The organism is Inquilinus sp. CAU 1745, assembly GCF_039839375.1.
GTDB lineage: Bacteria > Pseudomonadota > Alphaproteobacteria > DSM-16000 > Inquilinaceae > JBDOQU01.
Map to the genome: position 1 here is coordinate 68,062 of NZ_JBDOQU010000019.1, position 14,158 is coordinate 82,219.

The 14,158-nt window shown below is 66.9% G+C and carries 13 protein-coding genes; 8 read left to right on the top strand and 5 right to left on the bottom strand.

The features are described 5' to 3' along the window. Positions 1 to 5: 5 nt before the first annotated feature. Entirely contained in the window at positions 6 to 2,363 is a 2,358-nt protein-coding gene (locus AAFN89_RS18735; RefSeq protein WP_347540742.1) for a penicillin acylase family protein, read from the bottom strand. A gap of 264 nt (positions 2,364 to 2,627) precedes the next feature. On the opposite strand from AAFN89_RS18735, the gene AAFN89_RS18740 reads away from it, so the two are divergent. From AAFN89_RS18740 to AAFN89_RS18750, 3 genes are read left to right on the top strand one after another with little or no spacing between them, the layout of a single operon-like run. Then, positions 2,628 to 3,815 (top strand): type III PLP-dependent enzyme, encoded by a 1,188-nt coding sequence (locus AAFN89_RS18740; protein WP_347540743.1) that lies wholly within the window; start codon positions 2,628 to 2,630, stop codon positions 3,813 to 3,815. After that, entirely contained in the window at positions 3,812 to 4,582 is a 771-nt protein-coding gene (locus AAFN89_RS18745) for an SDR family oxidoreductase (protein ID WP_347540744.1), read from the top strand. Before AAFN89_RS18740 ends, AAFN89_RS18745 begins: the two co-directional genes overlap by 4 nt. Before the next feature lie 8 nt (positions 4,583 to 4,590). Continuing rightward, a complete protein-coding gene (locus tag AAFN89_RS18750) occupies positions 4,591 to 5,496 on the top strand; it encodes an alpha/beta hydrolase (RefSeq protein WP_347540745.1) in 906 nt (301 codons plus the stop codon). 28 nt (positions 5,497 to 5,524) lie between these two features. Here the strand turns inward: AAFN89_RS18750 and AAFN89_RS18755 are convergent, their stop codons facing one another. From AAFN89_RS18755 to AAFN89_RS18770, 4 genes are all read right to left on the bottom strand, one after another. Then, positions 5,525 to 6,649: a BamA/TamA family outer membrane protein gene (locus AAFN89_RS18755; protein ID WP_347540746.1), complete on the bottom strand. Its 1,125-nt coding sequence runs from the start codon at positions 6,647 to 6,649 to the stop codon at positions 5,525 to 5,527. A 97-nt stretch (positions 6,650 to 6,746) separates the two neighbouring features. Beyond that, complete coding sequence (gene hemB, locus AAFN89_RS18760) at positions 6,747 to 7,754, bottom strand: porphobilinogen synthase (protein WP_347540747.1); 1,008 nt, start codon at positions 7,752 to 7,754, stop codon at positions 6,747 to 6,749. Between the two features lie 78 nt (positions 7,755 to 7,832). Continuing rightward, on the bottom strand, positions 7,833 to 8,660 hold the full coding sequence (locus tag AAFN89_RS18765) for a metallophosphoesterase family protein (protein ID WP_347540748.1): 828 nt from the start codon (positions 8,658 to 8,660) through the stop codon (positions 7,833 to 7,835). After that, positions 8,657 to 9,565 carry a diacylglycerol kinase family protein gene (locus AAFN89_RS18770; RefSeq protein ID WP_347540749.1) on the bottom strand — a complete coding sequence of 303 codons (909 nt, stop codon included), beginning with the start codon at positions 9,563 to 9,565 and terminating at the stop codon, positions 8,657 to 8,659. Before AAFN89_RS18770 ends, AAFN89_RS18765 begins: the two co-directional genes overlap by 4 nt. 360 nt (positions 9,566 to 9,925) lie before the next feature. On the opposite strand from AAFN89_RS18770, the gene AAFN89_RS18775 reads away from it, so the two are divergent. The 5 genes from AAFN89_RS18775 to AAFN89_RS18795 all read left to right on the top strand — a co-directional run bounded on the left by AAFN89_RS18775 (position 9,926) and on the right by AAFN89_RS18795 (position 13,899). Then, on the top strand, positions 9,926 to 11,065 hold the full coding sequence (locus tag AAFN89_RS18775; RefSeq protein ID WP_347540750.1) for an isobutyryl-CoA dehydrogenase: 1,140 nt from the start codon (positions 9,926 to 9,928) through the stop codon (positions 11,063 to 11,065). A 35-nt stretch (positions 11,066 to 11,100) separates the two neighbouring features. Beyond that, positions 11,101 to 12,177: an enoyl-CoA hydratase/isomerase family protein gene (locus AAFN89_RS18780; RefSeq protein ID WP_347540751.1), complete on the top strand. Its 1,077-nt coding sequence runs from the start codon at positions 11,101 to 11,103 to the stop codon at positions 12,175 to 12,177. Then, a complete protein-coding gene (gene mmsB / locus AAFN89_RS18785; protein ID WP_347540752.1) occupies positions 12,101 to 13,087 on the top strand; it encodes a 3-hydroxyisobutyrate dehydrogenase in 987 nt (328 codons plus the stop codon). Before AAFN89_RS18780 ends, mmsB begins: the two co-directional genes overlap by 77 nt. Positions 13,088 to 13,164: 77 nt before the next feature. Beyond that, positions 13,165 to 13,641: a MarR family winged helix-turn-helix transcriptional regulator gene (locus tag AAFN89_RS18790; protein WP_347540753.1), complete on the top strand. Its 477-nt coding sequence runs from the start codon at positions 13,165 to 13,167 to the stop codon at positions 13,639 to 13,641. Between the two features lie 36 nt (positions 13,642 to 13,677). Then, positions 13,678 to 13,899 carry a hypothetical protein gene (locus AAFN89_RS18795; RefSeq protein ID WP_347540754.1) on the top strand — a complete coding sequence of 74 codons (222 nt, stop codon included), beginning with the start codon at positions 13,678 to 13,680 and terminating at the stop codon, positions 13,897 to 13,899. Positions 13,900 to 14,158 lie beyond the last annotated feature (259 nt).

Sequence of the window (14,158 nt, forward strand, 5' to 3'; positions counted from 1 at the left end):
CGTCCTTATTCTTGATCGGCGGGAAGAAGGGTGAGCGTGCCGATCGGGTCCCGGGGCGTCTCCCCGATCGTCAGATAGTCGCCGTCGCGCCAGCGGACGGTGAGGTTGCCGTAGAAATCCGAAAGCGGATGGCCGGATTGCCCGGTGGCGATCATGAATTGCGACTCCGTCAGATCGGCCAGATCATAGACCGCGCGGAAGCCCGCGCCATGCACATGCGCGAAGGGCGTTGCGGCATCTCCGACATCCATGCCGCCGCGATTGACCGTGAACTCTCCCCCATCGGTCTGGATACCCAGATCGAACAGCCGGTCGATGATCGGTATGCGGCTGAAGATGGGATGGTCCAGCGGCGCGCGATGGGCTTCCCCCCAACGCCATTCCGAAGGATCGGAGCCATACTTCGCTTCCAGCCGGTCCAGGGCGGCGAGCAGGCTGGTCGTCAACGCGTCGCCGCATTCCTCCACCGATTGCGTTTCCACGTCGTCGCACCATATCCGGCGCTCCGTCAGCATGCGCCGAAGGACCACGGGCTCCAGCCCGCCATAATCGTCGAACCCGTCGCCCAACTCGTCGGCGTAGAGGGAGCGACCCAGCTCCAGCAGCCATGCCTGGAAGATCAGCGGCGCGGCCAGTTCGCGGTTCATCCGGTGGTCCCAGCGCCGCAGGGCCGCCAGCGCCTCGGCCGCGTGCGCGTCCGGCGCGCGGATTGTCAGCATCAGCGGCAGCAGCTCGGCCGCCGCCAGCGACACGGTGTCGAGCTGCATTTCCTGGCTTCCGGCGACGGTCAGCGGAGAGATTTCCTCCAGCATCGCCTCGATCCGCCGGGCGCGGTAGGGCTCCTCGAACTCCCAGGCCAGCAGGTAGGGGTAGTCGGGTCCGACCACGGCGTTGTTGGCGTTGACGAACCAGCCGGCGGGCGGGTTGTAAGCCTGCGGCAGTTCCTCGAACGGGATCAGCCCTTTCCAGTCGAACGCGCCGGTCCATCCGGGGATCGGGCTCCTGCCGTCGCCGTCCAGCCTGATCGGCACGTCGCCGGGGGTGAAGAAGCCGATATTGCCGGCGGTATCGGCATAGACGACATTCTGCTGCGGCGCGCGCCACAGCCGCATCGCCGCGCGGAAATCCTCCCAATCCCGCGCCCGGTTCAGCCGGTAGACCGCCTCGACGTTCAAATCCTCGTCCGTCAGCGCCGTCCAGGCCAGCGCCAGAACATGGTCTTCCCCCGCCCGGTCCGCCGCCTCGGGATCGATGTCGGACAGCACCGGCCCGTGCCGGGTCGCCCTGACGGTCAGCCGCACCGGCTCCTCCCGTCCATGGACGCCGATGATCTCCTCGCGAACGAGGAACGGCTCGCTCCCCTCTGGCGTCAGGTAGCGCCCCGGATCGGCGGGATCGATCCGCTCGATGAACACATCCTGCACGTCCGACCCGGTGGTGGTGAACCCCCAGGCGACCGTCCCGTTATGGCCCAGCAGGGTGAACGGAACCCCCGGCACCGTCGCCCCCGTGACCGTCAACTCCGGCGTCCGGATGGAAGCCAGGTACCAGAGAATCGGCGCGTCCAGCGCCAGATGGGGGTCGTTCGCCAGGATCGGCAGGCCGGTTCCGGTATGCTCGCCGGACAGCACCCATTCGTTCGATGCCGTGTCCGGCCCCAGCGGCGGCGGCAGGGCGGCCCTCAGCGCCCGCGCTTCGCCGGCCGCGAGCGTCGCCGGCGGATAGCCGATTCCCGGCGGGAACAGATCCTCCATCAGCGCCGGGTCCAGAATCTCCGCCAGCGCGGCGCGCAGCAGTTCGGTCCTGAAATTGCCGGAAAGCTGAAGCGCGATCAGCCGGCCCCAGACCAGGCTGTCCGCCGGGGTCCACGGTTCGGGCTCATAGCGCAGAGCCACGAATTCCGGGGGCAGGGGGCCGCTTCGGCTCTGTAGCCAGGCGTTCACCCCGGCGCTGTAGGCCTCCAGCGCCGCACGGACCTCCGCCGGCAGCCGCTCGAAGCTGGCGGCTGCGTCCCGGTAGAGCCCCAGCGTCCGCATCAGCCGGTCGAGCCTGAGGCCCGATTCGCCGATGAAGGCCAGTTCGGAAAGCCGGCCCGCCCCGATTCGCCGCTGCAGATCCATTTGCCACAGCCGGTCCGACGCATGGACGTAGCCCAGGGCGAAATAGGCGTCGGCGGCGCTCTCGGCGCGGATATGGGGGATGGCGGCGGCGTCGCGGACCACCGTCGCCGGCGCACCCAGCCCCGCCAGGGTCCGCTCTCCCTCATAGTCGGGAAGGCCGGCGCGCAGCCAGAAATAGCCAAGCGCCAGCCCGGCCGTGAGGATCAGCAGAATGCCGGCCAGCGCTCGCCAGACCCATTTCATCCGCTCAGACCCTCGCCTTCCGCCATCGCCGTCGTTCGGTTTTCTACCGGAAATATTCCTACAACGAAACCGGCCGGCGGGGGAGAAAGAAAATTACCTTATAGTCGTTTCCCGCCTTTGAAGGGTCGGCGGGAAAGTTCGCAGCCCGTAACGAAGCATCTTTTTTCGCTGCATATTTTATTCATTCTTTTCAATAGCTTCGTGTTGAACTACTGCTTTCCGGACGGGTGCAATGCCCGCGCGTTGAAAGGGAGATGGCCTGCGATGACTCAGACCTTCGACTCGCCCGCGGACATGGTCGCCGCGCTTCGTCCCGAAGAGCCGGTCTACTGCCTCCGGCCCCACGAACTCCGCGCCACGGCCGAACGCTACGTCTCGGCCTTTCCCGGCACGGTGATGTATGCGGTGAAGTGCAATGACGACCGCCGTGTGCTGCGCGCGCTGCATGAAGGCGGCGTCCGGCATTTCGATACCGCCTCGATCGCCGAGGTGAAGGCGATCAACGACCAGTTCTCCGATCCGCATTGCCATTTCATGCATCCGATCAAGAGCCGCCGCGCGATCGCGGAGGCCTATTACGATTACGGCGTGCGCACCTTCGCGCTCGACCATGAGGACGAACTGGCGAAGCTGGTCGAGGTGACGGAGGGCGGGGACGATCTGACCTTGGTGGTCCGGCTGGAGGCGCCGCGCAACCAGGCGGTCTGCGACCTGTCGGGCAAGTTCGGGACGACGGTGGAGGATGCGGCCGACCTGCTGAAGGCCGCGCGCAAGCCCGGCCGCCGTCTGGGCCTCACTTTCCATGTCGGCTCCCAGTGCCTCGCCCCCTCGGCCTATCTGCGCGCGATGGAACTGGCGGGCAGGGCGCGGGATCTGGCCGGGATCGATCTCGACGTGCTGGATGTCGGCGGCGGCTTCCCCGTGCCCTATGTCGGTACCGAACCCCCGCCCTTCGAAAGCTTCGTCGCGGCGATCGAGGAGGGGAAGGCGCTGATCGGCCTGTCCGCCCGGACGGCGTTCTTCTGCGAGCCCGGCCGTGCGCTGGTCGCCGGCGGCTGTTCGATGGTGGTGAAGGTCGAACTGAGGCGGGGAGAGTCCCTCTACCTGAATGACGGGATGTATGGCAGCCTCTCCGACATGAAGTTCGACGGCATCGATTTCCCCATGCGGGTCATCCGTCCTGACGGTCCCGTCAGCGACCGGCTGACCGGCTTCCACCTGTTCGGGCCGACCTGCGATTCGACCGACAGCATGCCCGGTCCCTACTGGCTGCCGGAGGACATCCGCGAAGGCGACTGGATAGAGATCGGCCAGATGGGCGCCTACACCAACGTCCTGCGCAGCCGCTTCAACGGCTTCCACGCGCGCAGCTTCACCTTCGTGAAGGACCCGGCCTTCCTGCCGACGCGGGAGATGCTGCCCAACAAGCCGCGCCGCCGCGTCGCCGCATGACCGATCTCACCGGCAAGACCGTCCTTATCGTCGGCGGCAGCCGCGGCATCGGCGCGGCCGCGGCCCGGCGGTTCGCGGAAGCAGGGGCGGCGGTCGCGGTGGCCGCCCGCTCCGCCGAAGCCTGCGAATCGGTGGCCGATGCGATCGGTTCGGCCGGCGGCCGCTCGCTCGCCGTCACCTGCGACATCACGAAGTATCGGGAGGTGGAGGCGCTGATCGCCCGCGCCGTCGATGCGTTCGGCGGAATCGACATACTGGTCAACAATGCCGGCGCGATCGAACCAATCGGCCTCCTGACCAAAGCCGATCCGGAGGATTGGGCGCGGTCGATCGCGATCAACCTGACCGGCGCGTTCAACGTCCTGCGCGCCGCCGTGCCGGCGATGATGGAGCGGCCGCGCCCCGTCGTCATCAACGTCTCCAGCGGCGCGGCCTCCACCCCGCGTGAGGGCTGGAGCGCCTATTGCGCCGGCAAGGCCGGCCTCGCCATGCTGACCCGCTCTCTGGCTCTGGAGACGGAGGGGTCGGGCCTCGTCGTCTTCGGTTTCCGCCCCGGCATTGTCGACACCGACATGCAGGTCGCCATCCGCGCCTCCGGCATGAACCCGGTCAGCCGCATCCCGCGCCGCGACTTGCTGCCGGTGGACGATCCCGCCCGATTCCTCGTCTGGCTGGCGGGCGGGGAGGCGGACGACCTCGCCGGCCAGGAAGTCGACATCCGCGCCCCCGGCCTGCGGGAACGCGCGGGCCTCGATCCCCGCCCGTAGCCGCCGCCATGCTCCGCCGGACCCTGAAGGCGCTGGACCCGGACGGCTTCCACGATGTCGCCTATGTCGAATGGGGCGATCCGCGCCTGCGGTCGGCTGTCGTCTGCGTCCATGGGCTGACCCGCAACGGCCGCGATTTCGATGCGCTCGCTTCGGCCCTCGCCGCAGAGGGCCGGCGCGTCATCTGCCCCGATATCGTCGGCAGGGGGAAGAGCGGCCGGCTGCGGAATCCCGTCCATTACGGCTATCCGCAATATTGCGCCGACATGGCGGCGCTGCTGGCCCGGCTCGACGTGGATCATGTCGACTGGGTGGGCACGTCGATGGGCGGGCTGATCGGCATGTTGCTGGCGTCCCGTCCCGGCCACCCGATCCGCCGGCTGGTGATGAACGACGTTGGCCCGTTCATCCCAAAGGCAGCGCTGGAACGCATCGCCTCCTATGTCAGCCTCGATCCGGCGTTCCCGGACCTCGAGGCGGCGGAGCAGGCCTTCCGCCGCACCTACGCCGGCTTCGGCGACCTCACCGATGCCCAATGGCGGCATCTCGTGCGGCATGGCACGGTCCGCCGGGCCGACGGCTCGCTCGGCTTTGTCTACGATCCGGGAATTGCGCTCGCCTTCACGGCGGCCCCGCTCGGCGACATGGACCTCTGGCCGGCCTGGGACCTCGTCTCCTGCCCGACCCTCGTCCTTCGCGGCGCGGACTCGGATCTCCTCTCCGCCGAAACCGCTGCGGAGATGGCCGAACGTGGCCCGAAGGCCCAAATCGTGGAAATCCCCAACTGCGGCCATGCGCCGGCGCTGATGGATGAGGGGCAGATCGAGGTCGTGAGGGCCTATCTCCTTGCCGAGGGGAGGCCCGTACCATTCCCCGGATCGAAACCTGTGATCGAGCCGGCGTCATCGCCGTGACGGGCCGTCGCAAGCCGCTATTCCCGGCTCAATCCATCCGCCGGCCCCAGGCATGGCCGAATTGCAGGTAGAGGATTTCGTCGTCCGGACCTACGCCAATGTCGACGCCCAGATCGAGGCCAAGCTTCTCCGCGATCCGGTACCGGATTCCTCCTCCATAGGATACGGCGTCCGCATCGGCGTCGCCGTCGCCAAACGTCCGGCCGTAGCCGACAAAGGCGAGCGCGCCCCAGCGCTGCGAAAACTGCCGCCTCAGCTCCAACTCGCCCGACAGGAGGCGGTCGCCGCGATAGCGGTTTCGCTCCACGCCTCGCAGGTCGATGTCGGGCTCCATGAAGAAGGGGCTCTCGTCGCTCGTATATTCCAGGTTCGCCATCACGCCGAGCGTCCAGTCGTCCCGGGACCCGAACCAGGCCCCGAACAGGGACGTGCTGGTGAAGTCGGCGTCGCTGCCGAAGGCCTCGTCGAAGAGCTGTGCCTCGCCGACGACGTTGAGCCCGTTCGTCGGGGTGAAGGGATTGTTCCGATTGTCGAAATGCAGGTTGAAGCCTATCGAGGGAAGGTCGATCTCATGGCCGGCGAACGCCTCAAGCCGCGGGGAATGGTCCCCGGCATCAAGCGCGATCTCGTTCTGGCGGTAGGTCACGACAGGCCCGGCGGAGAAGCCGCTGTCGCCAAAACGATAGCGCGCCCGCACCCCGGCGAAAGTGATGTCGTTGTTGTATGTCAGGGCGAAGTTGCGATTGCCGGGATAGAAGTCCAGCACCGCCAGCCCCGTGCCGAAGGCGACGTTGTAGAGAATGCGCCCATCGCCGATGGCGCCGGTCCTCATGAAGCCGGCGCCTTTGGAGCCGTTGCCCGTGACCGCGCCGCCGACAATCGTCCGGGTCAGCGGCTGGTCGCTGTCGGCTGGCGGCTTTCCGACGAAGTAGGCGACGATCCCCAGCCCGTTGTCGACGGCGGGTTCGGTGATAATGATCGGTATCGGAATGAAGCCGCCCCGCGCCAGAAGGTTGGAGACGTCGACGTTACCCTCCTCATCGAAAAGGAGTCGTTGTTCACCCTCCTGCGCGGACGCCTCGCCCAGCGTTGCGATTGCGATGCAAAACGCACCCGCGAGCCGGCTCGCAATCTGAACTGGGTTCCGCGCCACCCCGCACCTTCTTGATTCTGTGTATTCCCACCAGCGCAATAGTTGATCAGGCGGCGCAAAAGTTCCACCTTCTTGTGGAAGGTCCCTGAACCGCGGGCTAACCCGTCCGCAGCATCCGTGCCGCGTCCAGCGCGCCGTAAGTCAGAATGCCGTCGCAGCCGGCGCGCTTGAAGCTGATGAGGGTCTCAATCAGCGTCCGGTCGTAATCCAGCCAGCCGTTCCCGGCCGCCGCGCGCAGCATCGCGTATTCGCCGCTGACATGGTAGGCGAAGGTCGGGACGGCGAAGGTCTCCTTCACCCGGCGGATGATATCCAGATAGGGCAGCCCCGGCTTGACCATCACCATGTCGGCCCCTTCGCCCAGATCCAGCGCCACCTCGCGCAGCGCCTCGTCGGCGTTGGCCGGGTCCATCTGGTAGGTCGTCTTGTCGCCCTTGAGCGCGGAGCCCGAGCCAACCGCGTCGCGGAACGGGCCGTAGAAGCCCGACGCGTACTTGGCCGAATAGGCCATGATCCGCACCAGTTCATGCCCGGCTTCGTCCAGCGCCGTCCGCACCGCGCCGATGCGGCCGTCCATCATGTCCGACGGCGCGACGATGTCCGATCCGGCATCGGCCTGCGCCAGCGCCTGTCGCACCAGCACCTCCACCGTCTCGTCATTCAGGATGCGTCCGTCCTTCAACAGCCCGTCATGGCCGTGGGTGGTGTAGGGGTCCAGCGCCACGTCGGTGACGATTCCGACATCCGGGTGGGCCGCCTTGATCGTCCGGATCGCCCGGCACATCAGATTCTCGGGGTTGTAGCTTTCCTCCGCGCCCTCGGATTTGACCTCCGCCGGGCTGGAGGGGAAGAGGGCGATGGCGGGAATGCCCAGCTCCATCGCCACCGCGACGGCGTCGGCGACGCGGTCGAGCGTATGGCGGTCGACGCCGGGCATGGAGGCCACGGGCTCGGTCCGGTTCTCGCCCTCGATCACGAAAAGCGGCCAGATTAGATCGTCGGTGGACAGACGGTTCTCCGCCACCAGCCGGCGGGTCCAGCCATCGGCGCGGTTGCGCCTGGGGCGCGTGGTTGGAAAACGTCCGTGAAAGGAGAAACCGGCCATCGCCGAGGCCCCGCTTGCATAGGTCCTGAAAAATCGCGGGGGAGGATAGGCGCTGGCCTCCGGCCCCGCAATCCCGGCTCAGCCGGGCATTGCGTCGCGGCCGGCGCGATGCCATCGATGGCCGTCCTGGGCGAAGGTCTCCACCTCCGCCTGCTGGAAGGCGTCGCCGTCCCAGATTCGGGAACTCAGCCGCAGATGGGGCGCATCCCAGCGGATGAAATTGTAGGCGTTCGGCTCCGCGCGCAGCCGGGTCGATGTCGCGGTGGAGGCCTGGGCGACCAGGATCGACCGCTTGATCGCCGTGTGATGGTGCGTCACATCGCCGGTGAAGCCCCGATGCAGGTGTCCGGCCAGCAGCAAATTGACGCCCACGCTCTCGAACACCGGCAGGGAGGACCGGGCGTGGCGGACCAGCGCCGTGTCCGGGGAATCGGGCGGCGGAAGGAACGGGTGATGGGTGAAGACGATCTTCAGCAGCCGGTCGTCCAGCCCGTCCATGAACTGGCGCACCCCCTCGATCTGCCGAAGGGAGACGCTGCCTTCCGACCAGCGGTAGGACCGCGCCGTCGTCACGCCGGCGACCGCGATCTCCTCGTCGATGAAGGTCGGCGCCATGTCCTGCGTCACGTATCGGCGGTAGCGGGCGAACGGCCGGAAGGCGCGGCTCATCGGCCGGAACATCGGGGCCACGTCATGGTTGCCCGGCACCACCATACAAGGCGCGGAAAGCCGGTCCAGGAAGGCCCGCGCCGCGGCGAACTGGCGCGTCCGGGCGCGCTGGGTCAGGTCGCCGCTGATGATGATCAGGTCCGGCGCGCAGCTCTCCAGGTCGTCCACCAGTACGTCCACGATGCGCGGCCCGATCCGGCCGAAATGGAGGTCGGAGAGATGGGCGATCCGCCTCATTCGGGGGCTTTCGGCTTCAGGACCTTCAGCGCCGCCGGCAGGGATTTCGCGACCAGCGGCGCGGTCACCGCCCTTGTCTCGCCGTCGATCGACGCACGGACGGTCTTGCGCCGCCGGCGGGTGAGGGTGATCGACGGGGTGACGAAGGAATCCAGCATCGGATTGGTGCTCCAATGGCCCATGGTGGCGTTGAAGATAAGGCGCACCAGCCCCAGCCGCGACGCGCTCTTCGCGACATAGACGGCAAGGGCGTGCTCGTCCAGATGCTCATGGCCGGGGATCGGGCCCGCCCCCTCCCGGAACGGGTTGTTCGCGATGATCAGCACGTTGGTCCTGAGATGCCGCCTTTCGCCCCCGACCCGCATCTCGATATCGACCCTCGGGAACCGCTTCAGCGCGCGCATCCAGGCCCGGGCCATGGCGAACCATTTGCGACGGCCGATCCATTTCTGCTGGTGCTCGCGATGGCGGATCATCCAGGGATGCAGCCCGATGGAGCAATGGTTGACGAACAGCGTGCCGTTGACCTGTCCCAGATCGATGCTCTCGATCTCCCCCTCCGCCAGCGCCGCGATCGCCGAATCCAGGTCCAGCGGCACCTTCAGGTCGCGGGCGAACAGGTTCATCGTGCCCAGGGGCAGGACGCCCAGCGCCACCTCCGACCCCGCCAGCGCGGCGGCGGCGGAGGAAACGGTGCCGTCCCCGCCGCCGATCAGCAGCGCGTCCACATCCTTCCGGCCGGCGATCTTCTCCAGCGCCGCGCCCAGCCGGTTGGGCTCCATCGCCTCGACTTGCACCGTATGGCCTTTCTCCCCCAGCCCTTCCTCCAGCCGCCGCGTCACGTCGGCCACGTCCAGGCTGCGCATCGTCCCGCCCGCCACGTTGAGAACCGCGATGATGTTCATGGAAGGCTCCGCTTTCTGGAGACGGGCGTACACCGGCCCATACACCGCCGATGAACGCCCATCGCCGCACCGTTGTTGCATGAAAGCAGTGGCGGGGCGGCGGGGCACACATGGTTCGACTGGCTCACCATGAGGGAGTTGGACGCTCGGCACGACATTGTTTTTGCTGGTCATTCCGGACTTGATCCGGAATCCATAGGACCTCGCCACCTCGCCGGAGGTGCGGGAACGGGCAGGCTTACGACCTGCCGTCGAAATGAAATGACGCGCTGGCTGTGACATTGACTCCCCACCCTCCCTCCGGGTCTAAAGTATCAGGGGCTGCGAAGCCGTTGACGATAGTCTGGAACGCTTGAAGCCATGGATTTCTCGCTCAGCCACGACCAGCGCGCCTTCCAGGACATGGCGCGGACGTTCGCCGCGACGGAGCTGGCGCCGAACGCGGCGGAGTGGGACGAGCAGTCGATATTCCCCGTCGAAACGCTGCGCAAAGCTGCCGAACTCGGCCTCGCCGGCATCTATTGCCGCGAGGATCATGGCGGTTCGGCGCTCTCCCGCCTGGATGCCGCCATCCTGTTCGAGGAACTGTCGGCGGGCTGCGTCTCGACGGCAGCCTACCTCTCGATCCACAACATGGTCGGCTGGATGATCGACCGGTTCGGCAGCGAGGAGCACCGGGCCCGCTTCCTGCCGCCGCTCATGGGCATGGAGCATCTGGCCAGCTATTGCCTGACGGAGCCCGGCTCCGGTTCCGACGCCGGGTCGCTGAAGACCCGCGCGGCGCGGGACGGCGACCATTACGTGCTGGACGGATCGAAGGCGTTCATCTCCGGCGGCTCGGTCTCCGACCTCTACCTGGTGATGGCCCGCACCGGCGGGGACGGGCCGAAGGGCGTCTCGGCCTTCCTGGTGGAGAACGGGACGCCCGGCCTCTCCTTCGGCAAGAAGGAGAAGAAGATGGGCTGGAACAGCCAGCCCACCGCCGCCGTCATCCTGGAGAATTGCCGCGTTCCTGCCGCCAACCTGCTGGGGGCGGAGGGGGATGGCTTCACCTTCGCGATGAAGGGGCTGGATGGCGGGCGCGTCAACATCGCCGCCTGCTCGCTCGGCGGGGCCAGGGCCTGCCTGGAGGCCGCGACCGCCTATCTGAAGGAGCGCCGGCAGTTCGGCCGGCCGCTGGCGGAATTCCAGGCGCTCCAGTTCAAGCTGGCCGACATGGCGACCGATCTCGCGGCCGCGCGGCTGATGGTCCACCGGGCCGCGACCGCGCTGGACGAGGACGATCCCGACCGCACGCAGATCTGCGCCATGGCGAAAAGGTTCGCGACCGATGTCGGCTTCCGGATCTGCAACGATGCGCTGCAGCTCCATGGCGGCTACGGCTATATCAAGGAATATCCGATCGAACGATTCGTTCGCGACCTTCGGGTCCACCAGATCCTGGAGGGCACGAACGAAATCATGCGCCTGATCGTGGCGCGGAAGCTGCTCTCCGCCTGAGGCGGAGGCGATCCCAACTTTCAAGAAAAAGAAGAATGAGCCAGGACGTCCAAAAGGAAACGCGCGGCCCCGTCGGCCTCATCACGCTCAACCGTCCCCGGACGCTGAACGCCCTCAGCCTGGACATGATCCGGGAGATCGATCCCCTCCTGAAGGAGTGGGCGCGGGACGATTCCATCCATGCCGTGGTGATCCGGGGGGAAGGGGAGCGGGCGTTCTGCGCCGGCGGCGACGTCCGGGCGGTCTGGGATTCCGGCCGCGCCGAAAGCGGGGCGGGGGCCATGACGCGGGATTTCTTCCGGGAGGAATACATCCTCAACCACCGCGTCCACAGGTTCCCGAAGCCGTTCGTGGCTCTGGTCGACGGCATCTCCATGGGCGGCGGCGTCGGGCTGTCCATCCACGGTTCTCACCGCGTGGTGACGGAGCGCACGATGTTCGCCATGCCGGAAACCGGGATCGGGCTGGTGCCGGATATCGGCGGCGGCTGGTTCCTGCCGCGCTTTCCGGGCGCGACGGGAACCTTCCTCGGCCTCACCGGCGCGCGTCTCAAATCCGCGGACTGCCTCTATGTCGGCTACGGCACCCATCACGTCCCGGCCGACCGGATCGAGGAACTGACGGTGGCCCTGTCATCCGCCCCCTATGGCGACGATCCGCACGCCGCGATCGATTCGGTGCTGGCGGAATTCCACGTCGACGCCGGACCCGCCCCGCTGGCCGACGCGCGGGACGCCATCGACCGCTGCTTCGCCGGCGACAGCGTCGAATCCATCCTCGGCGCGCTGGAGGCCGAAGGCGGCGCCTGGGCGGAGGAGCAATTATCAATCCTCGCCCGCCTGTCGCCGACCAGCCTCCGGCTCGCCTTGCGCCAGATCAGGCAGGGTCGGGAGATGAGCTATGAGGAGGTGGTGACGATGGAATACCGCCTCAGCCAGGGCTGCATGGCCGGCCACGATTTCTACGAGGGCATCCGCGCGCTGCTGGTCGACAAGGACCGCAATCCGCGCTGGAATCCGTCCGCTCTCGGCGACGTTGACCAGGCTCTGGTCGACCGGCATTTCGCGGTCCCGGCCGACGGCGACCTCGTGCTATCGCCGGAACCGGCCTGAACGAACGGCAAAGGGAGGAAAGATGGCCAGAATCGCTTTCATCGGCCTCGGCAATATGGGGCTGCCGATGGCGCGCAACCTCGTCGCCGCCGGCCATGAGGTCGCCGGACACGATGTCGCCGCCGCCAATCTGAAGGCAGCGGAATCGGCGGGTCTGCGGGCGGCCTCCTCCCTCTCCGACGCGGTGGCGGGGGCGGAGATAATCGTCACCATGCTGCCGGCCGGCGCCCATGTGCGGGAAGTCTATGAGGGCGGGGAGGGGGTGTTCGCCTCGGCCAGGCAAGGAACGCTCCTGATCGATTCCTCAACCATCGACGTGGCGACGGCCCGCGCGGTCGCCGCGGCGGCGAGGGAGCGCGGCTTCGACATGGTGGACGCGCCTGTCTCCGGCGGCGTCGGCGGGGCGGAGGCGGGGACGCTGACCTTCATGGTCGGCGGCGAGGACGGGGCGTTCGCGCGGGCGCAGCCCTTCCTCGATATCATGGGCAAGACCATCGTCCATGCCGGCGGGCCGGGTAACGGGCAGGCCGCGAAGATCTGCAACAACATGGTGCTGGGCGTCTCGATGATCGCGGTGGCGGAGGCGTTCGCGCTCGCCGACCGGCTGGGCCTCGATCGCCAGAAGCTGTTCGACATCTCGTCGAAAAGCTCCGGCCAGTGCTGGTCGCTCACGACCTACTGCCCGGTGCCCGGCCCGGTGCCGACCTCGCCGGCGAATCGGGACTACGCGCCGGGCTTCACGGCGGGAATGATGCTGAAGGATCTGAGGCTGGCGCAGGAAGCCGCGTCCTCCACCGGCGCGGCCACCCCTCTTGGGGCCGAAGCGGCGGCGCTCTATGCCCTTTTCTGCAATTCTGGCGGACAGCAAGCGGATTTTTCGGCTATTTTTAAGATGATAGGCGGCGAATGATCGACTAATGTCTCAGCACTGATATTATAGCGGCCAACTACCAAGAGACGTCGGTCTGCTGCCAGGAGGAGGCACGGGTGCAACCACCGTACTACAAGAGCATTGTCCTGATCGAACGATTGCACCGCCATTTTCTGGAATTGGTGAAGGCGGAACTTGAGCGCCGGGGCATTCAGGACATCAACAACGTGCAGAGCCTGATTCTGTACAATATCGGCACCGACGAATTGACGGTCGGCGAGTTGACGGCGCGCGGCTACTATCTGGGCTCCAACGTCTCCTACAATGTGAAGAAGATGGTGGAGAACGCCTATCTGGTTCAGGAGCGTTCGCAGCATGACCGCCGTTCGGTCCGCGTCCGCCTGTCGGAGAAGGGCCTCGACCTCCGGGAGAAGCTGAGCTCGATGTTCGAGCGTCACATCGACGCCTTGGACGAATTCGACCTCAGCGAAAAGACGCTGAACGACCTCAACGAGACCCTGCTGCGCCTGGAACGCTTCTGGTCCGGCCGCCTCGGCTACGCCGTCGGCGGCGCGGTTACGCCAGCAGCCTGAACCCTTCTCGTCATTCCGGCCCCCGAGCCGGAATCCATGGGCCGGCGCCGCTTCACCGGCGGCGAAGGACCGGACGCGGTTCCGTCAGCCATCGACGCCGCATGGATGCTGGATCAAGTCCAGCATGACATTGTTTTTATTGGTCATTCCAGACTTGATCTGGAATCCATGGGCCGGCGCCGCTTCACCGGCGGCGAAGGACCGGACGCGGTTCCGTCAGCCATCGACACCGCATGGATGCCGAATCAAGTCTCATAGGCGCTAACTTTGAGGCGCGGACCCAACTTCGCCCTCTCCTGCGAAGCGGGGGAGGGATCGACGTATACGTCGATCCCGCGCCATAGGCGTGGGGAGGGTGGGGGAGTTCGGGATACCAGCGCCGCCGCTGGCTTCAAATGTGCAACCGGGAACATTCCTGACAGTTAGTCCGGATACATTCCTGACAGTCAATCCGGCTGGGGTTCGTGAGCCGGTTTGGCGCGGGGCGGCCGCCCCGCGCCAAACCGGGCGGCTTTTC